This window comes from Streptomyces viridiviolaceus (genome assembly GCF_014650995.1).
GTDB lineage: Bacteria > Actinomycetota > Actinomycetes > Streptomycetales > Streptomycetaceae > Streptomyces > Streptomyces viridiviolaceus.
In genome coordinates this window covers 63990-82469 of the sequence record NZ_BMWA01000002.1, presented here as the reverse complement: position 1 = coordinate 82469, position 18480 = coordinate 63990, and the positions used below count along the sequence as shown (strand labels likewise).

Here is an 18480-nt window from a genome sequence, read left to right as displayed (position 1 = left end):
ACGCGCATCGGCTGATAACGGTCGTCGGTCCCAATTGCTCGTTGCCGCATCCAAGTTCGACAGGAAGAATTGAGGTCCGCTCCCCGCACGGCTCGTCCGTGATCCGGCAGGGCTTCACTGCGGTGCGCGCTCCCCGAATCCGACCCCGCCCGCAGTATGGGCGCGTAGCCGAAGGGAGGAACGTGACCTTCGGATTCGCTCCGTCCTCGGCGGCATCGTTGTCGTCCGCCGCTTCCGCCACTCGCTTGCTCGAACCCGCGGAATGGGCCGCCGCCGGGATCCCGCTGCTGCGCAATCCCCGCGAGGTCGTCAGCGGACTGCACTCCCGGCACGACCCCAAGCCCGCGACGGCGATCGTGGCCGTGCTCGATCCTGATGAACGGCTGCGCGCGAGCGCCTCGTTCACCAGTCGGCCCGCCCCGGCCGACGGGTGGATGTTCCGCAACGTGCTGCTCGCCCAACTCCGCCGGGTCATCCCGCACGACCTGCGGCGCCGCACTCCCGTGCGCACCGCCGTGCTGGTCTACTGCCGGGAGGGCGACGCGCGTTGGACGGAGGAGGACGGCGCGTGGATGTGGGGGCTGCGCGACGCGTGCACCCTCCACGGGCTGCGCTGCGGGGCCTACATCACGCTGACCCGTGACGGCTGGCAGGTCCTCGGCGAGGGCCGAGGCGGGCGCCGGCCCAACACGGTGTCGGCACCGGAACCGTTCGCCATGTCGGAGGCACCGCCTCCACCGCCACGCACGGGTGGCGTCGCCTCGGACGTCCTGCGCCGCGCGGCGGCCCGCTGAGCGACCACGGGCCCAGTACCCGGCCTCGCGTCCCCTCCACCCTCGACAGCGCGCTCCGCACCGGCTCCGCAGCACGTATCTGTCGTACGGCGCACAGGAAGAGCCCCCAGACGCCGCCGAGGCCATCGGACGCGCAACGGCTACCGCCCGACGACGTCATGCGACGGCCCGGCACCAAGGGGACGGGGCTTCCTGCCCCGGAGCACTGCGGCTGCCGGGGCACGTCACAGCCGTCACCGTGCGGATGCCGACACGGCGCCCCCACGTCACCCCGGCGTTCGCCGGGCGCGACGGAGCCTGCTCAGACGCCCGCGCCCAGCACCGAGTTGATCCGCTGCGGGTCGCCGCAGACGATCAGCAGGGCGCCGGCCCGGGAGTGAGCCAGGGACAAGGCAGTGACGGCAGCGTCTTCGGAACCACCGTTGAGCGCGACCACGACCACGGACCGCGAGGCGGCGCGCTCCGCGACGGCGGCGTCCGCGTAGAAGACGTCGTCACCCGCGTCGTGCTGCGCCCAGTAGGCGGCATCGCCGAAGGACAGCTCGTGCGTGGCCCACGGATGCGGGTCACCGGTGGTGATCACCAGCACGTCGCCCGGGGCGCGCCCCGAGTCCAGCAGCAGGTCCACGGCTTCCTCGGCGGCATCGAGCGCGCCTTCGGGGGAGGCCGGGATCAGCTGGATCTGCGGGGTGCCCGCAGCAGCGGCAGGAGCGGCCGGACCCGACGGTCCGGGTTCGGCCGGGGCAGCGTCACGCGACGTACGTTGCACCGGCGGCGCCGGCCGGGACGGGCCGGGACGACCGGGGCGCGGCGGAGCCGCGGGACGGGGGCCGGGTACGGGGCGAGGGGTCGGCGCGGTGCGGCCGCTGGCCGGCGTGGCGCGGGGACCCTGGGCACTCTCGTGAATCTGAGGCTCCTCGGGAATGAGAGGCATGAGCTGATATTTATCAAACATTGGTGCGGCTCGCGTCGGCGGGTGGCACATGTGCGCGAACGGAACCGTCAGAAATCGAAGCCGAGCTGACCCTCGATTTCCGGAACGCTTCCCTCCGCCCAGCTGCGGGCCTTCTTGAGGTGCCGCCACTGGGGCAGCGCATCAAGATACGCCCACGACAGCCGGTGGTACGGGGTGGGGCCCCGAACCTCCAGTGCGGCCTTGTGCACGGGCGACGGATACCCGGCGTTGTCTGCAAAACCGAAGTCTGCATGGTCGATACCCAGTTCGGCCATCATTTTGTCGCGCTGAACCTTGGCGAGCACCGAGGCGGCAGCGACCGCCACGCACGACCGGTCGCCCTTGATCACCGTGCGGACCTTCCACGGCGCCCCGAGGTAGTCGTGCTTGCCGTCGAGAATGACGGCATCGGGGCGGACCGGCAGAGTCTCCAGAGCACGCACCGCCGCCAGTCGCAGCGCTGCGGTCATCCCCAGATCGTCGATCTCCTCCGGCGAGGCGTGCCCGAGGGCGTACGACGTCACCCACTGCTGCAGTTCCGCGGCGAGCTCGGTGCGTCGCTTGACGGTGAGCAGCTTGGAGTCGGTGAGGCCCGCCGGCGGCCGGCGCAGTCCGGTGATCGCCGCGCAGACGGTGACCGGGCCGGCCCAGGCGCCTCGCCCCACCTCGTCGACACCGGCAATGATCTTCGCTCCGGTCGTGGCGCGAAGAGAGCGCTCGACGGTGTGAGTGGGTGGTTCGTACGGCATGGCGCCCTTAGCGTACGCCGCCCTGATCCTCTTGCGACACCCCGGTCCCCGACCAGCGCCGAGGCTTCCTGCGTCGCAGGGTCAGCCGTGGTCGGGCCGCAGCAACGGAACCATCAGCCGGTCGATCATCTCCTCGAGCTCCGGGTCAGTCCATTCGCTTCCGCACATCTTCGAGCGATACATCATCATCGCCGGGACGACGTCGAAGACATAGCCGTTCGCTGCGTCGCTGCGCACCTCTCCCCGCTCGATTCCGCGGGTGATGACCTCACGGAGCATCCTGATGGTCGGCTCGACGACCCCGTCGAAGATCACGGCATGGAAGCGCTCCGCCTGCATGTCGTCGCATTCGTGAATGACCGATCGCAAGGCGAAACCAGGGCGGGAGAACATGGCGTCGCGCGCCCGTCGGCACAGCGCGAGAAGGTCCTCGCGCACGCTCCCGAGGTCGGGCACCGTGTCGAAGCGCGGCAGGCCGGACCGCAGCGCGTCCGCGACGAGGTCCTCCTTGGACGGCCAGCGACGGTAGACCGCCGCCTTGCCCGTCTGCGCGCCGGCGGCCACCCCCTCCATCGTCAGGCCGTTCCAGCCGACGGTGCCGAGTTGCTCCAGCGCGGCATCGAGGATCGCGCGCTCGAGCACCGCACCACGCCGGCGCGAGCCCGTCTGGGCGGAGGCGGCCGCCCAGTTGGAAGTAGCCATTCGGATGTCTCCAGGGAACAGAAGAGCGGGGATTCCGGGGAAGACGCGCCGCGCGGCCACAACGGGGGACGGGCACGCGACGACGGCACAAGTGAACGCTTGCGTTCACTGTCGGGGAGTCACTACCGTTGACGCGACAGTGAACGCGAGCGTTCACTAAGCCATTTCTGGGGGACCCATAGTGACAACCTCTCCGTTGCTCAAAGACCAGAAACCAGGTGCGGCCCGCCGGGACGGGCATCCCGGCATAGCGCTCACGGTCATCGCAGCCTGCCAACTCATGGTGGTACTCGACGCGACGATTGTGAACATCGCTCTCCCGCACATTCAAGACGCACTCAAGTTCAGCACCACCGACCTCACGTGGGTCGTCAGCGCCTACACGCTCACCTTCGGCGGCCTGCTGCTGCTCGGCGGCCGAGCCGGTGACATCCTCGGCCGGCGCCGGGTCTTCATGACCGGCATCCTGCTGTTCACCCTCGCCTCGCTGCTCGGCGGATTCGCACAGGAACCCTGGCAGCTGCTGGCCGCACGCGTCCTTCAGGGCGTGGGCGGCGCGATCGCGTCGCCCACATCGCTCGCGCTGATCACCACCACGTTTCCCGAGGGGCCGGAGCGGAACCGGGCCTTCGGGGTCTTCGCGGCCGTCTCCGCAGGCGGTGGCGCCATCGGTCTGCTCGCAGGCGGCATGCTCACCGAGTGGCTCGACTGGCGATGGGTGCTCTTCGTCAACGTGCCGATCGGCGTGCTGATCGCTGTGCTCACGCCGCTCTACATCAGCGAGTCCGAGCGGCACTCCGGTCGCTTCGACATCGCCGGGGCGGTGACCTCGACGGCGGGTATGGCATCCCTCGTCTACGGCTTCATCCGCGCCGCGGACGAGGGCTGGCGGGACAACCTGACCATCGGGTCCTTCGGCGCCGCAGTGGTCCTGCTGCTGGCCTTCACGTTCATCGAGTCGCGGGCCAAGGAACCGATCACCCCGCTGAGGATGTTCGCGGACCGCAACCGCTCCGGCACGTACGTGATCATGCTGAGCCTGGCCGCGGCGATGTTCGGCATGTTCTTCTACATCGTGCTGTTCGTCCAGAACGTGCTGGGCTACAGCCCGATCGAGGCCGGCCTCGCCTTCCTGCCGGTCACGGTGGTCATCGCGCTCGGCGCCGGTCTGTCGCAACGGTTCCTGCCCGTGTTCGGCCCCAAGCCGTTCATGCTCGTGGGCTCCGCGCTCGCGGCGGTGGGACTGGCCTGGCAGGCCCTCATCAGCTCCGACAGCTCCTACGTCGGCGGCGTGCTCGGACCGATGCTGATCTTCGGCTTCGGCATGGGACTGAACTTCGTGACCCTGACGCTCACCGCGGTCTCCGGGGTCGCCCAGCACGAGGCGGGTGCCGCGTCCGGACTGCTCAACGCCACACAGCAGGTGGGCGGATCGATCGGCCTGGCCATCCTGACGACCGTCTTCGGCACGGCGAGCAGGGACGAGGCGGAGAAGCAGCTGCCGGACTTCCTCGCCAACAGCTCGCCGGAGCAGCAGGCGGAGTTCGCCAGGACGCACCAACTGCCCGCGCCCTGGGGGCACGAGGTCCTGGCGCAGGGGATCTCGGCGGCCTTCATCCCGGCTGCCGCGATGGCCGTCCTGGCACTCGCCACCGCCTGGCTGGTGATCCGGGTCCGCAAGAGCGACCTGGAAGCCCTCTCCGGCTCGGCCGGACCCGGCATGGGCTGAGTAGGCCGCACCGCGGGTCGGTCCGGGCTCGCCGACGGGCGTCACGGCGCCCCGTCGGCGTCTCCCCCACCGACCCGCGACCGCGCGCGCCGGCCCGCTGCCGCGAGGACGTGAGCGCGGGACGACAGCGCAGACGATCAGCGCGCCGACCAGCAGGACGACCAGAACCAGCGGAACGCCCATGGCCACCTCCTCGTGACGCTCCCGTACTCCGCGCGCGGCCTCACACCTCGCACAGCGGATGCCACGACAACGAGCCGACGGTCACACAGAGTTCCCACTGGGCACGGAGAGTCTCGAACAGGGATCAGACGGCCGCAGACATCCAGCCGGGCAAGGCCTCGGTCCGCCCCACCCACTCGGCCGGCGGCGCCCCCGCCTTGCCCGAGGCGATGACCCCGCCCACGATGGCGCAGGTCGTGTCCACGTCCCCGCCGACCTGGGCGGTCGTCCAGAAGGCTTGCTCGTAGTCACCGAGGGCCCGCGCGGCGGACCAGAGGGCGAAGGGGACCGTGTCGTGGGCGGTCGTACGCCTGCCACAGCCCAGTACGGCCGCGACCGTGACCGCGTCGCCGTAGTCGAGCATGTCCCGGGCCCGTCGCAGACCGGCGCCGACGGCACTTTTCGGTACCAGCCCGATCACCCCGTCGAGAAGCGCCTCCGGGGCGGGCGGACCGTCGGGCGCCGCGGCCAGGGCGGCAGCCGCGGCGACGGCCATGGCGCCGACCACCGCCTCCCGGTGCTGGTGCGTGGGGTAGGCCGAGATCTCGGCCTGGTGCGTCGCCTGCTCGGGGTCGTCCGCGTACCAGGCACCCAGGGGCGCGATGCGCATCGCGGCACCGTTGCCCCAGGAACCCTGGCCGTTGAACAGCTGGGCGGCGAGCTCACGCCAGTCGCCGCCTTCGCGGACCAGTCGCAGCAGCCTGTTGACCGCGGGACCGTAGCCCCGGTCGAAGTCGTGGTGCTCGGCGAAGGAATGCGCCAGCGCGTCCTGGTCGATGCGGTGGTGGGCGGCCAGCACGGCCACCACGGAGCAGGCCATCTCCGTGTCGTCCGTCCACTGCCACGATCCGGGGGGCAGCTCGCGGCGCTTCAGCAGTGGGTAGTTCGCCGGCACGAAGAACTGTGAGCCCAGCGCGTCGCCGACCGAGAGTCCGCGCAGGCTGGCCATGGCGCGGTCCAGGCGCCCGTCGGTAGGTGAATGAGCGGTCATCGCCCTGCCACTCTAGCCGGTGATCCCGTACGGTTCCGGATCTCGCCAACGCGCGAAGGGCCGGTCAAGGGTGTACTTGCCGTCCTCACCCAGAACGAGCATCCGCATCTCCCCGTTCCCCGGGTTCGACAGCGACTCGAACTCCGCGACCGTCCAGTGGAACCACCGCATGCAGAACAGCCGCATGGCCAGACCGTGGGTCACCAGGAGGACGTTCGGCGGATGGTCCGGGGCCTCGAAACTGCGGAACAGGCTCTCCAGGAAGCCGCCGACCCGGTCGTAGACGTCGGCGCCGGACTCGCCCTGGGCGAAGCGGTAGAAGAAGTGACCGTAGGCGTCGCGGTAGGCCTTCTGCAGGCGTACGTCGTCGCAGTCCTGCCAGTTTCCCCAGTCCTGCTCACGCAGCCGGGGTTCCTCCCGGATGCGTATCAGCTCGGGCTCGAGACGGAAGGCGCGCAGCGTCTCGTGCGTCCGGCGGTAGGGGGAGACGTAGACGCTGACGCGCTCTCGGCCGAACAGCTCGCGCAGTCTCTTCCCCGTCTCCTCCGCCTGCCGCAGGCCCCGCTCGGTCAGGGCCAGTGCGTGGTCGGGCTCCCGCTCGTACACGGTGTCGTCGATGTTGCCCGTCGACTCGCCATGCCGGACAAGGACGATGCGCCGTGGTCGTGCCATGCAAGAACCCTAGATCGCCCGGGCCCGAACCGAGGACTCGTACGGGCGCCGTACGGCGTAGGTCACACGGATTCCTCACGTCGGCCCCGGCCGGCCGGTGGGGAGATCAGACGGTCCAGGCGGGCTCCAGCTCCACGATGTCCCCCGTGAGAGCCGCGATGTCGGCCTCGGTCTGGGCACGAAGGGCGAGCCGCTCCACCCGCTCGGTGCGGTACTTGCCGTGCTCGGCGGCCGATCGCCACATCGACAGCACCAGGTACTCGTTCCCCGGCGCCTCGCCGAACAGCCCGCGGATCATGCCGGGCGAGCCGGCCATCGCGGGGTTCCAGACCTTCTCCTGCATCAGCACGTAGTGCTCGGCCCGTGCCTCGTGGACACGACAGAGCGCCACCCGCACCAGATCGGCGTCCGTGAAGCGCGGTTCGAAGCCGGTCTTCACGTCGAAACGGTGATCGAAGAGTCTGACCTGCGCGTCCTTGAAGGTGCCCGACTGGGCCGAGGCGAGCCGGTCGTGGGAACGGGCCATGAAGGAGTCGTAGAAGGCACGGCTCTCCCAGAACGCGAAGACATGCGCCACGTCCGGCCGCCCCCGGCTCCAGCCACCGCCCTGCCCGCGAAACCCCGGCTCTCCCAGAAGCCCCGCCCACTTCCGCTGCCCCCGCTCGAAACCGCGGCGGTCCACCACGGTGCAGCGAATCCACTTGACCAGCACCGCGCCATGGTAAGGCCACGGAGCGTGGCGCCGGTCACTCTCCGGCGGACCGCTTTCCCGTACGGGACCCCGCCCCGTGGCAGGATGGACAACCGGCCGTCGCTGCTCGGCAGTTGGCGTGGACGGGCAGGGCGGGTGACCGGGGAAGGGGAAGTCTGTGAACGCCCTCAGCAAGGGGATCCGCAAGGTCGAGGTCGCACTGAGGTGGGATCCGAGTCCGGCCGGGCAGCCACCCGCCGATCTGGATCTCGTCGCCGGAACGTATCCGGCGAGCGATCCGTACGGCGATCCCTCTTACGTGGTGCACTTCGACAGCCGCTCCCCCGACGGCACGATCTACCTCAACCGGGACAGCAAGGACGGCAAGGGCTTCGGCTACGACGAGGTCATGACGCTGGAACTCGACCGGCTGGACGCCCGGTACGCGCGCGTGGTGGTCGGTGTCGCCATCCAGCAGCGCTCCGGGGAGCGCACCTTCGCCGATGTGACCGGGCCGGGCCTGCGCATCCGTGAGGGCTACGCCGATCTGGCCGAGGACGACTTCGGAGGTGTCCCCGGGGCGACGGCGGCGACGGTCGCGGAGTTCGTCCGGGACGAGACGGGTGCGTGGGCGTTCCACGCCGGCGTCCACGGCTTCGAGGGCGATCCGGCGACCTTCACCAGGTCCATGGGTGTGCTGCGCCGGCCCTGAGTCCCGCGGCCCGCACGGGAAAGTCCCGGGCGAGGACCGGAGGGACGCCAAAGGGCGCCGGCACGAGGCCGGCGCCCTTCAGCGCACTTCAGTGGCTGCGGGTCAGCTGCAGCCGCTGGTCGAGCCGCAGCCCTCGCAGATGTAGCAGGAGCCTGCCCGCTGCATCTTCGTACCGCAGGAGAAGCACAGCGGGGCGTCGGCCTGGATGCCCAGCTGCATCTCCACCAGCTCGGCGCTGGTGTGCGCCTGCTTCGGAGCGGGCTTGGCCACCTCGACCTCGGCCTTCGGCGTGGCGACGGCCTTCAGCTCCTGGGCGCGCGGCGCCGACTGGGCCAGGCCCTCGACGTCGACCTCGTCGTCGGCGGGCTCGTACGAACCCGTCTCCAGGTGACGCTGGCGCTCCTCGGCGGAGTGGATGCCGAGCGCGGAGCGCGTCTCGAAGGGCAGGAAGTCCAGCGCCAGGCGGCGGAAGATGTAGTCGACGATCGACTGCGCCATCCGCACGTCCGGGTCGTCCGTCATGCCGGCGGGCTCGAAGCGCATGTTCGTGAACTTCGAGACGTACGTCTCCAGCGGCACGCCGTACTGGAGGCCGACGGAGACCGCGATCGAGAAGGCGTCCATCATGCCCGCCAGGGTCGAGCCCTGCTTGGACATCTTCAGGAAGACCTCGCCGAGACCGTCGTCCGGGTAGGAGTTGGCGGTCATGTAGCCCTCGGCGCCACCGACGGTGAAGGAGGTGGTGATGCCGGGACGTCCCTTCGGGAGGCGCTTGCGGACCGGGCGGTACTCGACGACCTTCTCTACCTTGGCCTCGACGGCGGCGGGCTCCTCGGCCTTCTCCTCCGCGGAGTCCTTCTTCTTGGCGGAGAGCGGCTGGCCGACCTTGCAGTTGTCGCGGTAGATCGCGAGCGCCTTGACGCCCAGCTTCCATGCCTCGAAGTAGATCTCCTCGACCTCCTCGACGGTCGCCGTCTCCGGCATGTTGACCGTCTTGGAGATGGCGCCGGAGATCCAGGGCTGGATGGCGGCCATCATGCGGACGTGGCCCATCGGGGAGATGGCGCGCTCGCCCATGGCGCAGTCGAACACCTCGTAGTGCTCGTGCTTGAGTCCGGGGGCGTCGATCACGTTGCCGTTGTCGGCGATGTGAGCGACGATCGCCTCGATCTGCTCCTCCTGGTAGCCCAGGCGGCGCAGGGCCTGCGGAACGGTGCCGTTGACGATCTGCATCGAGCCGCCGCCGACCAGCTTCTTGAACTTGACCAGCGCCAGGTCGGGCTCGACACCGGTGGTGTCGCAGGACATCGCCAGACCGATGGTGCCGGTCGGGGCGAGGACGGATGCCTGGGAGTTGCGGAAGCCGTTCTTCTCGCCGAGGCGCAGCACGTCCTGCCAGGCCTCGGTGGCCGCGGCCCACACCGGCGTGTCCAGGTCGTCCATGCGGACGGCCGTGCCGTTGGCGTCGGAGTGCTGCTTCATGACGCGCTGGTGGGCGTCGGCGTTGCGGGCGTAGCCGTCGTACGGGCCGACGACCGCGGCGAGCTCGGCGGAGCGGCGGTAGGCCGTACCGGTCATCAGGGAGGTGATGGCGCCGGCGAGGGCGCGGCCGCCGTCGGAGTCGTACGCGTGGCCGGTGGCCATCAGCAGGGCGCCGAGGTTGGCGTAGCCGATGCCGAGCTGGCGGAACGCGCGCGTGTTCTCACCGATCTTCTGGGTCGGGAAGTCCGCGAAGCAGATCGAGATGTCCATCGCGGTGATGACCAGCTCGACGACCTTCTGGAAGCGCTCGGTCTCGAAGGACTGGTTGCCCTGACCGTCGTCCTTCAGGAACTTCATGAGGTTCAGCGAGGCCAGGTTGCAGGACGTGTTGTCCAGGTGCATGTACTCGCTGCACGGGTTCGACGCGGTGATGCGGCCGGACTCGGGGCAGGTGTGCCAGTTGTTGATGGTGTCGTCGTACTGGATGCCGGGGTCGGCGCAGGCCCATGCGGCCTCGGCGATCTTGCGGAAGAGCGCCTTGGCGTCGACCTCCTCGATCACCTCGCCGGTCATCCGGGCACGCAGGCCGAACTGGCCGCCCTGCTCGACCGACTTCATGAACTCGTCGTTCACGCGGACCGAGTTGTTGGCGTTCTGGTACTGGACGGACGTGATGTCGTCGCCGCCCAGGTCCATGTCGAAGCCCGCGTCGCGCAGGACACGGATCTTCTCCTCTTCCTTGACCTTGGTCTCGATGAAGTCCTCGATGTCCGGGTGGTCCACGTCGAGGACGACCATCTTGGCGGCGCGGCGGGTGGCGCCACCGGACTTGATCGTGCCGGCGGAGGCGTCGGCGCCGCGCATGAAGGAGACCGGGCCGGAGGCGTTGCCGCCGGAGGAGAGCAGTTCCTTGGAGGAACGGATCCGGGACAGGTTCAGGCCGGCGCCGGAACCGCCCTTGAAGATCATGCCCTCTTCCTTGTACCAGTCGAGGATCGACTCCATGGAGTCGTCGACCGACAGGATGAAGCAGGCGGAGACCTGCTGCGGCTGGGGCGTGCCCACGTTGAACCACACGGGGCTGTTGAAGCTGAAGATCTGGTGCAGGAGGGCGTAGGCCAGCTCGTGCTCGAAGATCTCGGCGTCGGCGGGCGAGGCGAAGTACTTGTGGTCCTCGCCGGCCTTCCGGTACGTCTTCACGATGCGGTCGATCAGCTGCTTGAGGCTGGTCTCGCGCTGCGGGGTGCCGACGGCACCGCGGAAGTACTTGCTGGTGACGATGTTGACCGCGTTCACCGACCAGAAGTCGGGGAACTCGACGCCGCGCTGCTCGAAGTTGACCGAGCCGTCGCGCCAGTTGGTCATGACGACGTCACGGCGCTCCCAGGCCACCTCGTCATAAGGGTGGACCCCAGGAGTCGTGTGGACGCGCTCGACACGGAGTCCCTTGCCGCCCTTGCTGCCCTTCGCGCGGGAACTCCGTGCCGGACCGCTCGCCGTCTCTGTCATGCCGCCTCCCTGTACGGGCGAAAACGCCCTGAAGTGCCCCGATGTTCCCGTGGCACGGTGTTCTGTCTGGTGTTGCGGGCACCTCTCGCTCCGCCCGCAACAGGTCTTTCTCACTCGCCGCCGCCCGGCCGGGCCCGGGAACCGAAGTCCGGGTCCGGCCCGCCGGTCAGTCGGCGGCGCCTGCGGGCTCGGGGACCTGTGCCGCCCCCGTGGACCCGCGGTCGTCTTCCTGGCTCCCCGCATCGGCGTCGTCGCCGTCCTTGCCGGGATGTCCCGTCTGTTCCCTGAGTTCCGCGATGGCGGCCTCGAAGTCCTCCAGCGAGTCGAACGCGCGGTACACGGAGGCGAATCGCAGGTAGGCGACGAGGTCGAGCTCCTGCAACGGGCCGAGTATGGCCAGCCCCACGTCGTGGGTGGTCAGCTCGGCACTGCCGGTGGCCCGTACCGCCTCCTCGACCCGCTGGCCGAGCTGGGCGAGCGCGTCCTCGGTGACGGGCCGGCCCTGACACGCCTTGCGCACGCCGTTGATGACCTTGGTTCGGCTGAACGGCTCGGTGACCCCGGACCGCTTGACCACCATGAGCGAGCACGTCTCCACGGTCGTGAAACGACGGGAGCAGTCGGGGCACTGGCGGCGCCTGCGGATCGACGTGCCGTCGTCGGTCGTACGGCTGTCGACGACGCGGCTGTCGGGGTGCCTGCAGAAGGGGCAGTGCATGTATCCCAACCCTCCTCACAGCAGACTCAATAGCCTCGGAAGGGGCACTGAGCCCCTCGAAGCAGCCCCAAGCATAGGCGATCGCCGAGGGCTCCAAGACCCGGGGGACCACAACTTGTGGGCCACTGATGCAATCCAACCACTAGATGTGGGGATTAGCTCATACACAGATGCACTGCACGCGTGTCGCGCGCGTACGCGCACGCACCGCACGGCCGACACGCCGATGCGAGTGCGCACGGCCACGCCCTCGCACCCCCGGGCGCATGCGGAGATACCGTGGCCGCCGCGAGGAGGGGGCGTGGGACTACCGCACAGATGAGAGCCGGTCCCAGCCCTGGGCGGTGTCGGATGGCAGACTGGGGCGGCAAGCCACGAGGGCGCCACCCCGGCGGTGAAGAGTACAGCAATGGGCCCTTTTGCCCGCCAGACACCGCGATAGCCATACACCTCGGGACGTGATCACGACGGGCGATTCGCGATTTTTCACTCGAACGTGTGTTTGGCGCAACCTTTCGAAAGCAACTACCGTTGTCCAGCAGGGAGACCATCGAGAGGGGCCGACGTGACCACCACCGCAGACAGTGCCACCATCACTGCCCAGGACCGCCCCCAGGGCCGACCTGAGCCGGTGCATGCGATGAGCGACGCCACGAATCCAGAGGGGCACAAGCGCTCCTTGCCGGGCCGACCTCCAGGCATCCGGGCGGACAGCTCCGGACTCACCGACCGCCAGCGCAGGGTGATCGAAGTCATCAGGGACTCCGTGCAGCGGCGCGGCTACCCGCCGTCGATGCGGGAGATCGGCCAGGCCGTCGGCCTCTCGAGCACCTCGTCCGTGGCGCACCAGCTGATGGCACTGGAGCGCAAGGGCTTCCTGCGCCGCGACCCGCACCGCCCCCGCGCCTACGAGGTGCGAGGCTCCGACCAGGCCGCCTCGGTCCAGCCCACGGACACCGCCGGCAAGCCGGCCGCGTCGTACGTCCCCCTGGTCGGCCGGATCGCCGCCGGTGGCCCGATCCTCGCCGAGGAATCCGTCGAGGACGTCTTCCCCCTGCCCCGGCAGCTGGTCGGTGACGGCGAGCTGTTCGTCCTGAAGGTGGTCGGTGACTCGATGATCGAGGCCGCCATCTGCGACGGCGACTGGGTCACTGTCCGCCGCCAGCCGGTCGCCGAGAACGGCGACATCGTGGCCGCGATGCTCGACGGCGAGGCCACCGTCAAGCGTTTCAAGCGCGAGGACGGGCATGTCTGGCTCCTGCCGCACAACTCGGCCTACGAGCCGATCCCCGGTGACGACGCGACCATCCTCGGCAAGGTGGTGGCCGTTCTGCGCCGCGTCTGAACGCCACGGCGGTGGTCCTGCAGACCCCGCCGACCTGATCGGGCCCCGGGACCACTGCGCCGGTTCCGGGGCCTTGTGCTGCTCGGAGTCGGCCGGCACCGCGTCTCGGGGGTGGGGTGTCGCGGTACCGCGACAAGCCCCCCCCCCCCCCCCCCACCCCAGGGTCACCCGGTTTCCGCCTGCTGTGCCGCCGCATCGATCGCGGCGAGCGACTTCCTCACCTGGTTACGGTCCGTGGTGTACCAGAAGTCGGGCAGTGACGCCTTCAAGTAGCTGCCGTACCGGGCCGTCGCCAGTCGCTGGTCCAGCACGGCGACCACACCGCGATCGCCCGATGCCCGTACGAGGCGGCCGGCGCCCTGGGCCATGAGCAGTGCGGCATGGGTGGCGGCGACCGCCATGAACCCGTTGCCGCCGGCCTCCTCGACCGCCTTTTGGCGGGCACTCATCAACGGGTCGTCCGGGCGTGGGAACGGGATCTTGTCCATGACGACCAGCTGGCAGCTCGGACCGGGGACGTCGACGCCCTGCCAGAGCGACAGCGTGCCGAAGAGGCAGGTCTTCGGGTCGGCGGCGAAGTTCTTGATCAGCTCGCCCAGCGTCTCCTCGCCCTGAAGGAGGATCGGGAACTCGGGGATGCGCGCGCGGAGCTCCTCGGCGGCCAGCTGAGCGGCCCGCATCGAGGAGAACAGGCCCAGCGTGCGACCGCCGGCCGCCTGGATCAGCTCCGTGAGCTCGTCGAGCATGTCGGCACGGTCACCGTCCCGCGCGGGGCGCGCCAGGTGCTTGGCGACGTACAGGATGCCCTGCCTGCGGTAGTCGAAGGGCGAGCCGACGTCGACGCCCTTCCATTGCGGGATGTCATCGCCCTCCGTGCCCTCCGGGGCCAGGCCCAGGGAGGCACCGACGCCGTTGAAGTCGCCGCCCAGCTTCAGGGTCGCGGAGGTCAGCACGACCGAGCGGTCGGTGAAGAGCTTCTCGCGCAGCAGACCGGACACCGACATGGGGGCGACGCGCAGGGAGGCGCCGAAACGGTCATGACGCTCGTACCAGACGACGTCCCACTCGGAGCCGTTCGTGATGCGCTCCGCCACGTCGTGCACGGACTCCACGGAGGCCAGGGCCTGCTTGCGGACCGCGTCCTCGTCCTGCACGGACTTGTCCCGGGTCGCGCCGATCGCGGAGATGACCGTGCGGCAGGCATCGCGCAGCGCCATCAGCGCGTAGCCGAGATCCTCCGGGATCTCCTCCAGGCGGCCCGGGAGAGCCAGTTCCATCAGCCGCTCGAAGCCCTCCGCGGCTGTCTGGAGCTGGTCCGCGGCCTTCTCGTTGACCAGCTTCGCGGCTCGCCGCACCGCACGGTTGACCTGGCCCGGAGTCAGTTCGCCGGTGGCCACTCCGGTGACCCGGGAGACCAGCTCATGGGCCTCGTCGACGATCAGCACCTCGTGCTGCGGCAGGACCGGGGCGCCCTCGATGGCGTCGATCGCGAGCAGCGCGTGGTTGGTGACGACGACCTCGGAGAGCTTGGCGCGCTCACGGGCCATCTCGGCGAAGCACTCGGCGCCGTACGCGCACTTCGATGCGCCCAGGCACTCCCGCGAGGACACCGACACCTGTGACCACGCCCGGTCCGAGACGCCGGGCGTGAGGTCGTCGCGGTCTCCGGTCTCGGTCTCGTCGGCCCAGTCCCGCATGCGCAGCAGGTCCTGGCCCAGCTTGCTGGTGGGCGCGGCGGCCTCGAACTGGTCGAAGAGGCCCTCCTCCTCGTCCTGCGGTACGCCTTCGTGGAGGCGGTGCAGACACAGATAGTTCGACCGGCCTTTGAGCATCGCGAACTCGGGGCGGCGGCGCAGCAGCGGGTGCAGTGCCTCGACCGTGCGCGGCAGGTCCCGCTCCACCAGCTGGCGCTGCAGGGCCAGGGTCGCGGTGGCCACGACGACCCGCTCCCCGTGCGCGAGCGCCGGCACGAGGTAGCCCAGCGACTTGCCGGTGCCGGTGCCGGCCTGGACCAGCAGATGGGATCCGCCGTCGATCGCTTCCGCGACGGATTCGGCCATGGCCACCTGGCCGGGACGCTCCGTGCCGCCGACGGCAGTGACGGCAGCGTGCAGGAGTTCGGGGAGTGAGGGCTTCGTCATAGCGCGACCACCCTACGGCCCGGGACTGACAAACGGGCGATCACGGCGGGGAGCAGGGACCTGAGGGGCGTCAGGGGCAGGAGGGGTGTGCGAGAGGAGGAGGCGCGGACCACAGGTACGGAAAGGGGCGGGGACAAGGGGCGGCTCCTTGGCGGCGGGGCGGCGCGGCAGGCGCCGACGGATGGCGGAGACGTACGCGAACGGCGCCGGCGGGCAGACTCGCGACGCGCCGGCGGGAACCGCGGCGGCTCGAGCGGTGTATCAGAAGTGATGGTGCTGCGGCACAGCGCTACAGCAGATGGCGCAGGGACCGGTCTCGGACCATGAGGGCGGCTCGCTTGGCGGGCAGGTCGACCTCGGCGGAGAACCGGAAGCCTGCGCTGAGGAAGGCGGCGACGGAGGGGGTGTTGCGAAGGTCGGGTTCCGCGAGGACACGTGCGCAGGTGAACCGCTGGTCGAGTACGAGGTCGGCGACGGCCCGGATCAGGGTTGCCCCGATGCCTCGTCCACGATCGGCGTCGTCGCCGATGAGGAGGTGGATGCCGGTGTCATGGGGTCGCGCGGGGTAGTGCCGGGCGAGCGGGTCGAGATCGGCCCGGTAGATCTCCCAGTAGCTCATCGGTGTGCCCTCCAGCACGCCGATGCACGGGACGCTGCGCCCGTCGCCGGTGAGCTGCGCCCGTACGTGGTGCTCGGTCACGCTCTGGGACCCGGTCAGCTCCCAGAACGCGGCGACGGCGGGGTCGTTCATCCAGCGGCTGATGAGCGCGAGATCCCGTTGGAGACGGACCGGGACGAGGTGGAACACGCCGGCCGGGGTGACGGTCGGGCCCCAGTCGCCGACGCGGCCGAGCAGGTCGTCGCCGGTGTCGAGCGGTCCTTCGCCGACGGTCTCCTCCGCTGCGAGCAGCACGGAGAGCTCGTCGGGCAGGTGCAGGTCGAGTGTGTCCTCGCTGTCCGTGCCCTTCCCGGGACCCGGATCAGCGCTGGTGTCGGCGGTCGGGGCGGTACCGGCGTCGGCGCTCGCATCGGTGGGAGGCACGGCGTCGCTCCTCTCAGGGGGCGGGGTCGGGCAAGGGCCTCGGTTGGTTCAGGGATGAAGGGGGTTGGCGATGGTGACGTAAACGGACTGGGTGTCGACCGGGCCGACGAGTTCGTCGAGGCCGTGGAGCCGGGTCAGCAGGTTGGCCTTGCAGCGCAGCACGGGCGAGTCGAGCAGGCGGGCGGGCAGCGAACTCCGCAAGGGGCTGCGCCTTGAGGCGAGTTCAGCCAGGAAGCGACGGAAGGCGGCGAGCAGGAGTCGTTCGTCGGCGAGGTGCTGGGAGCCGAAGGCACCGATGAGGCCGAACACGTTGTTGATGGCGAGGTAGTACGCGAGGCGCTCGTCGGTGACGTCGTCAGGGACGAAGGTGTCACTGTGTTCGCCGACACCGGGCAGGCGGGCGTCGAGGTCGGCACGTCGGGACTCCCGGAAGTAGTAACCCTGGTTGTCTCGGTAGCGACCGCCTGTGGGCCAGCCGTCGGCGTCCAGCAGGACCAGCGTGTTCTGCTGGTGCGCTTCCAGGGCGATTCCGGCCTCACCGTCCAGCCACACCACGGGGCGTACGACGTGTTCGAGGTAGCGCAGGAACCACTCGGCAGCGACCGCCTCGCGGGAGCGGCCGGTCCGCCTGGCGAGGTGGGTGACGAGTTCGGCCAGTCGGGAGGGCTCGGCGCGTCCGGGCGCCGGTGCGTCCGCGGTGCCCGCTGTGTTGCCCTCGCGGGGGCTCAGCCGCGGCGCGACGAGGCCGGCGATGCAGGAGACGTCGTCCGAGGGGCGGAACGGGTTGTGCCGGATGACGACGTCGAGCCCGTGCACGGGCGTGCCGTCCGGTGCGTCGACGGCGAGCCAGGCCGGGTCGCGAACGATGTCGAAGCCGGGGTGTGCGGCACGCCACTGGCTGGACAGGCCGCTGCGCAGCAGGCGGTGGACCTCGACGCCGCGGTGCAGTTCCTTGCGGAGGTTCTCACGGCAGGAGTTGGTGATGTGCAGGGCCAGAGACAGCTTGAGCATGACCGGGGCACCGGTGCGATGGACGGTCCGCAGGGAGGAGGTGGGACACCAGGGAGCACCGTGTGCGCCGAGGTCCCGGAGTTGTCCCGCCTTCAGCAGAGCCTCGGTCTCCGGTCGGTTCCGCACCTCGCGGAACTGCCAGGGGTGCAGGGGCAGGGCCGCGTATCCGTCCGGCAGCGTCGGCCCGGAACCGGCGAGACGTGCGGTGAGCCGGGCAGCGCTCACGGGGCGGCCGCGCTCGGTCCACGCCGAGTCGGTGGCGAGTACGGAGGGAGCGACAGCCATCCAGTGCAGAGCGAAGGAGCCACGCAGTTCCGGTGAGTACAGCCGTGTCTCGGCCTCGGTGAGCCCTTCGCGGCTCTTCGGTGTCGGATGCAGCGGGTGTCCGAGGACGAGAGCCTGCTCGGCGGCGAGGAAGAGATCGGGGCCGTCGCCGGGGTGCTCCCGGCGGTCGCGGATGAACACGGCGGTCCGGCGGACGGAGTCGGCGACGCGCGCGACGAGGTCCGCGCCGTCGGGGTCGGTGTGGCCGGTGGCCGTGTCGCCTGCCCTCTCCCGGACGAGCAGTGCGGCGACCGTGACGGCGTCCGCCGGTGGGGCGGGCTCGGGAGCGGCGGCCAGGCGCGGGAGACCGAAACGGTGCCGGCCGGTCGGGGACCAGTAGTGGACGGGAACGAGCAGGGAGGTACCGCTGGCGGGGAGCGGAATGTGCAGGATGCCGTCGTCGGGGGCGGACAGGTTGGTCTCCCGTGCCCAGCAGCGCAGCAGGTTCTCCAGGGCGGCGGCCTGGGCGGCGGTGCGCGGGTCCGCGTGGTCCAAGGGGTCGGTGAAGCCTCCGGGCGTCACGTCCTCCTGCGGGGACCCCTGTTGGCGGGGGAACGCCTTGGCGGCTTCCGGCGCGTGGGCGTGGTCCTGGGGTGCGGGAATGGTGTTCATGGCGGGTCCTCGTGAGGTGCGGTGTCCGGCACCGCGGCGGGGGCGAGACGGCGGCTGCGGTGACGGTGAACTCTGCGGG

15 protein-coding genes are annotated in these 18480 nt (G+C 70.2%); 4 read left to right on the top strand and 11 right to left on the bottom strand.

Annotation, left to right across the window (positions count from 1 at the left end; translation table 11 throughout):
* The first annotated feature begins 182 nt into the window (after positions 1–182).
* A complete protein-coding gene (locus IE260_RS02505; RefSeq protein ID WP_189868773.1) occupies positions 183–794 on the top strand; it encodes a hypothetical protein in 612 nt (203 codons plus the stop codon).
* A 301-nt stretch (positions 795–1095) separates the two neighbouring features.
* On the opposite strand, the gene IE260_RS02500 is transcribed toward IE260_RS02505, so the two are convergent.
* The 3 genes from IE260_RS02500 to IE260_RS02490 all read right to left on the bottom strand — a co-directional run bounded on the left by IE260_RS02500 (position 1096) and on the right by IE260_RS02490 (position 3200).
* Positions 1096–1728, bottom strand: coding sequence for a hypothetical protein (locus IE260_RS02500; protein WP_189868772.1), 633 nt, complete (start codon positions 1726–1728; stop codon positions 1096–1098).
* A gap of 68 nt (positions 1729–1796) precedes the next feature.
* A complete protein-coding gene (gene rnhB, locus IE260_RS02495) occupies positions 1797–2498 on the bottom strand; it encodes a ribonuclease HII (RefSeq protein WP_189868771.1) in 702 nt (233 codons plus the stop codon).
* A gap of 81 nt (positions 2499–2579) precedes the next feature.
* The gene (locus tag IE260_RS02490) at positions 2580–3200 is read right to left on the bottom strand and encodes a TetR/AcrR family transcriptional regulator (RefSeq protein ID WP_189868770.1); all 621 of its coding nucleotides are present in this window, start codon (positions 3198–3200) and stop codon (positions 2580–2582) included.
* A gap of 181 nt (positions 3201–3381) precedes the next feature.
* Between IE260_RS02490 and IE260_RS02485 the strand changes: the two genes are divergently transcribed.
* Positions 3382–4929 carry an MFS transporter gene (locus IE260_RS02485; protein ID WP_189868769.1) on the top strand — a complete coding sequence of 516 codons (1548 nt, stop codon included), beginning with the start codon at positions 3382–3384 and terminating at the stop codon, positions 4927–4929.
* A 307-nt stretch (positions 4930–5236) separates the two neighbouring features.
* Here the strand turns inward: IE260_RS02485 and IE260_RS02480 are convergent, their stop codons facing one another.
* The 3 genes from IE260_RS02480 to IE260_RS02470 all read right to left on the bottom strand — a co-directional run bounded on the left by IE260_RS02480 (position 5237) and on the right by IE260_RS02470 (position 7526).
* Positions 5237–6142, bottom strand: coding sequence for an ADP-ribosylglycohydrolase family protein (locus IE260_RS02480; protein WP_189868768.1), 906 nt, complete (start codon positions 6140–6142; stop codon positions 5237–5239).
* A 12-nt stretch (positions 6143–6154) separates the two neighbouring features.
* Positions 6155–6814 (bottom strand): histidine phosphatase family protein, encoded by a 660-nt coding sequence (locus IE260_RS02475; protein WP_189868767.1) that lies wholly within the window; start codon positions 6812–6814, stop codon positions 6155–6157.
* Between the two features lie 106 nt (positions 6815–6920).
* Positions 6921–7526, bottom strand: a complete 606-nt coding sequence (locus tag IE260_RS02470; protein ID WP_189868766.1) for a YdbC family protein — start codon at positions 7524–7526, stop codon at positions 6921–6923.
* A 157-nt stretch (positions 7527–7683) separates the two neighbouring features.
* Here IE260_RS02470 and IE260_RS02465 point away from each other — a divergent pair, with 157 nt between their 5' ends.
* Complete coding sequence (locus IE260_RS02465) at positions 7684–8217, top strand: TerD family protein (protein ID WP_189868765.1); 534 nt, start codon at positions 7684–7686, stop codon at positions 8215–8217.
* A gap of 102 nt (positions 8218–8319) precedes the next feature.
* Here IE260_RS02465 and IE260_RS02460 read toward each other — a convergent pair whose 3' ends face one another.
* Both IE260_RS02460 and nrdR read right to left on the bottom strand, forming a co-directional pair.
* Complete coding sequence (locus IE260_RS02460) at positions 8320–11208, bottom strand: vitamin B12-dependent ribonucleotide reductase (protein WP_189868764.1); 2889 nt, start codon at positions 11206–11208, stop codon at positions 8320–8322.
* A 166-nt stretch (positions 11209–11374) separates the two neighbouring features.
* Positions 11375–11926, bottom strand: coding sequence for a transcriptional regulator NrdR (nrdR, locus tag IE260_RS02455; protein WP_189868763.1), 552 nt, complete (start codon positions 11924–11926; stop codon positions 11375–11377).
* A 565-nt stretch (positions 11927–12491) separates the two neighbouring features.
* Here nrdR and lexA point away from each other — a divergent pair.
* On the top strand, positions 12492–13271 hold the full coding sequence (lexA, locus tag IE260_RS02450; protein ID WP_055419865.1) for a transcriptional repressor LexA: 780 nt from the start codon (positions 12492–12494) through the stop codon (positions 13269–13271).
* Between the two features lie 164 nt (positions 13272–13435).
* Here lexA and IE260_RS02445 read toward each other — a convergent pair whose 3' ends face one another.
* The 3 genes from IE260_RS02445 to IE260_RS02435 form a co-directional block, all read right to left on the bottom strand.
* A complete protein-coding gene (locus IE260_RS02445; protein WP_189868762.1) occupies positions 13436–15412 on the bottom strand; it encodes an ATP-dependent DNA helicase in 1977 nt (658 codons plus the stop codon).
* A 289-nt stretch (positions 15413–15701) separates the two neighbouring features.
* A complete protein-coding gene (locus IE260_RS02440; protein WP_189868761.1) occupies positions 15702–16454 on the bottom strand; it encodes a GNAT family N-acetyltransferase in 753 nt (250 codons plus the stop codon).
* A gap of 48 nt (positions 16455–16502) precedes the next feature.
* A complete protein-coding gene (locus IE260_RS02435) occupies positions 16503–18401 on the bottom strand; it encodes an IucA/IucC family protein (protein WP_189868760.1) in 1899 nt (632 codons plus the stop codon).
* Positions 18402–18480: the final 79 nt, after the last annotated feature.

What these genes read in the sequence shown, in the direction of transcription:
- IE260_RS02500 (WP_189868772.1), bottom strand. Translation starts at nt 1,728, where the DNA reads ATGCCTCTCATTCCCGAGGAGCCTCAGATTCACGAGAGTGCCCAGGGT.
- rnhB (WP_189868771.1), bottom strand. Translation starts at nt 2,498, where the DNA reads ATGCCGTACGAACCACCCACTCACACCGTCGAGCGCTCTCTTCGCGCC.
- IE260_RS02490 (WP_189868770.1), bottom strand. Translation starts at nt 3,200, where the DNA reads ATGGCTACTTCCAACTGGGCGGCCGCCTCCGCCCAGACGGGCTCGCGC.
- IE260_RS02480 (WP_189868768.1), bottom strand. Translation starts at nt 6,142, where the DNA reads ATGACCGCTCATTCACCTACCGACGGGCGCCTGGACCGCGCCATGGCC.
- IE260_RS02475 (WP_189868767.1), bottom strand. Translation starts at nt 6,814, where the DNA reads ATGGCACGACCACGGCGCATCGTCCTTGTCCGGCATGGCGAGTCGACG.
- IE260_RS02460 (WP_189868764.1), bottom strand. Translation starts at nt 11,208, where the DNA reads ATGACAGAGACGGCGAGCGGTCCGGCACGGAGTTCCCGCGCGAAGGGC.
- nrdR (WP_189868763.1), bottom strand. Translation starts at nt 11,926, where the DNA reads ATGCACTGCCCCTTCTGCAGGCACCCCGACAGCCGCGTCGTCGACAGC.
- IE260_RS02445 (WP_189868762.1), bottom strand. Translation starts at nt 15,412, where the DNA reads ATGACGAAGCCCTCACTCCCCGAACTCCTGCACGCTGCCGTCACTGCC.
- IE260_RS02435 (WP_189868760.1), bottom strand. Translation starts at nt 18,401, where the DNA reads ATGAACACCATTCCCGCACCCCAGGACCACGCCCACGCGCCGGAAGCC.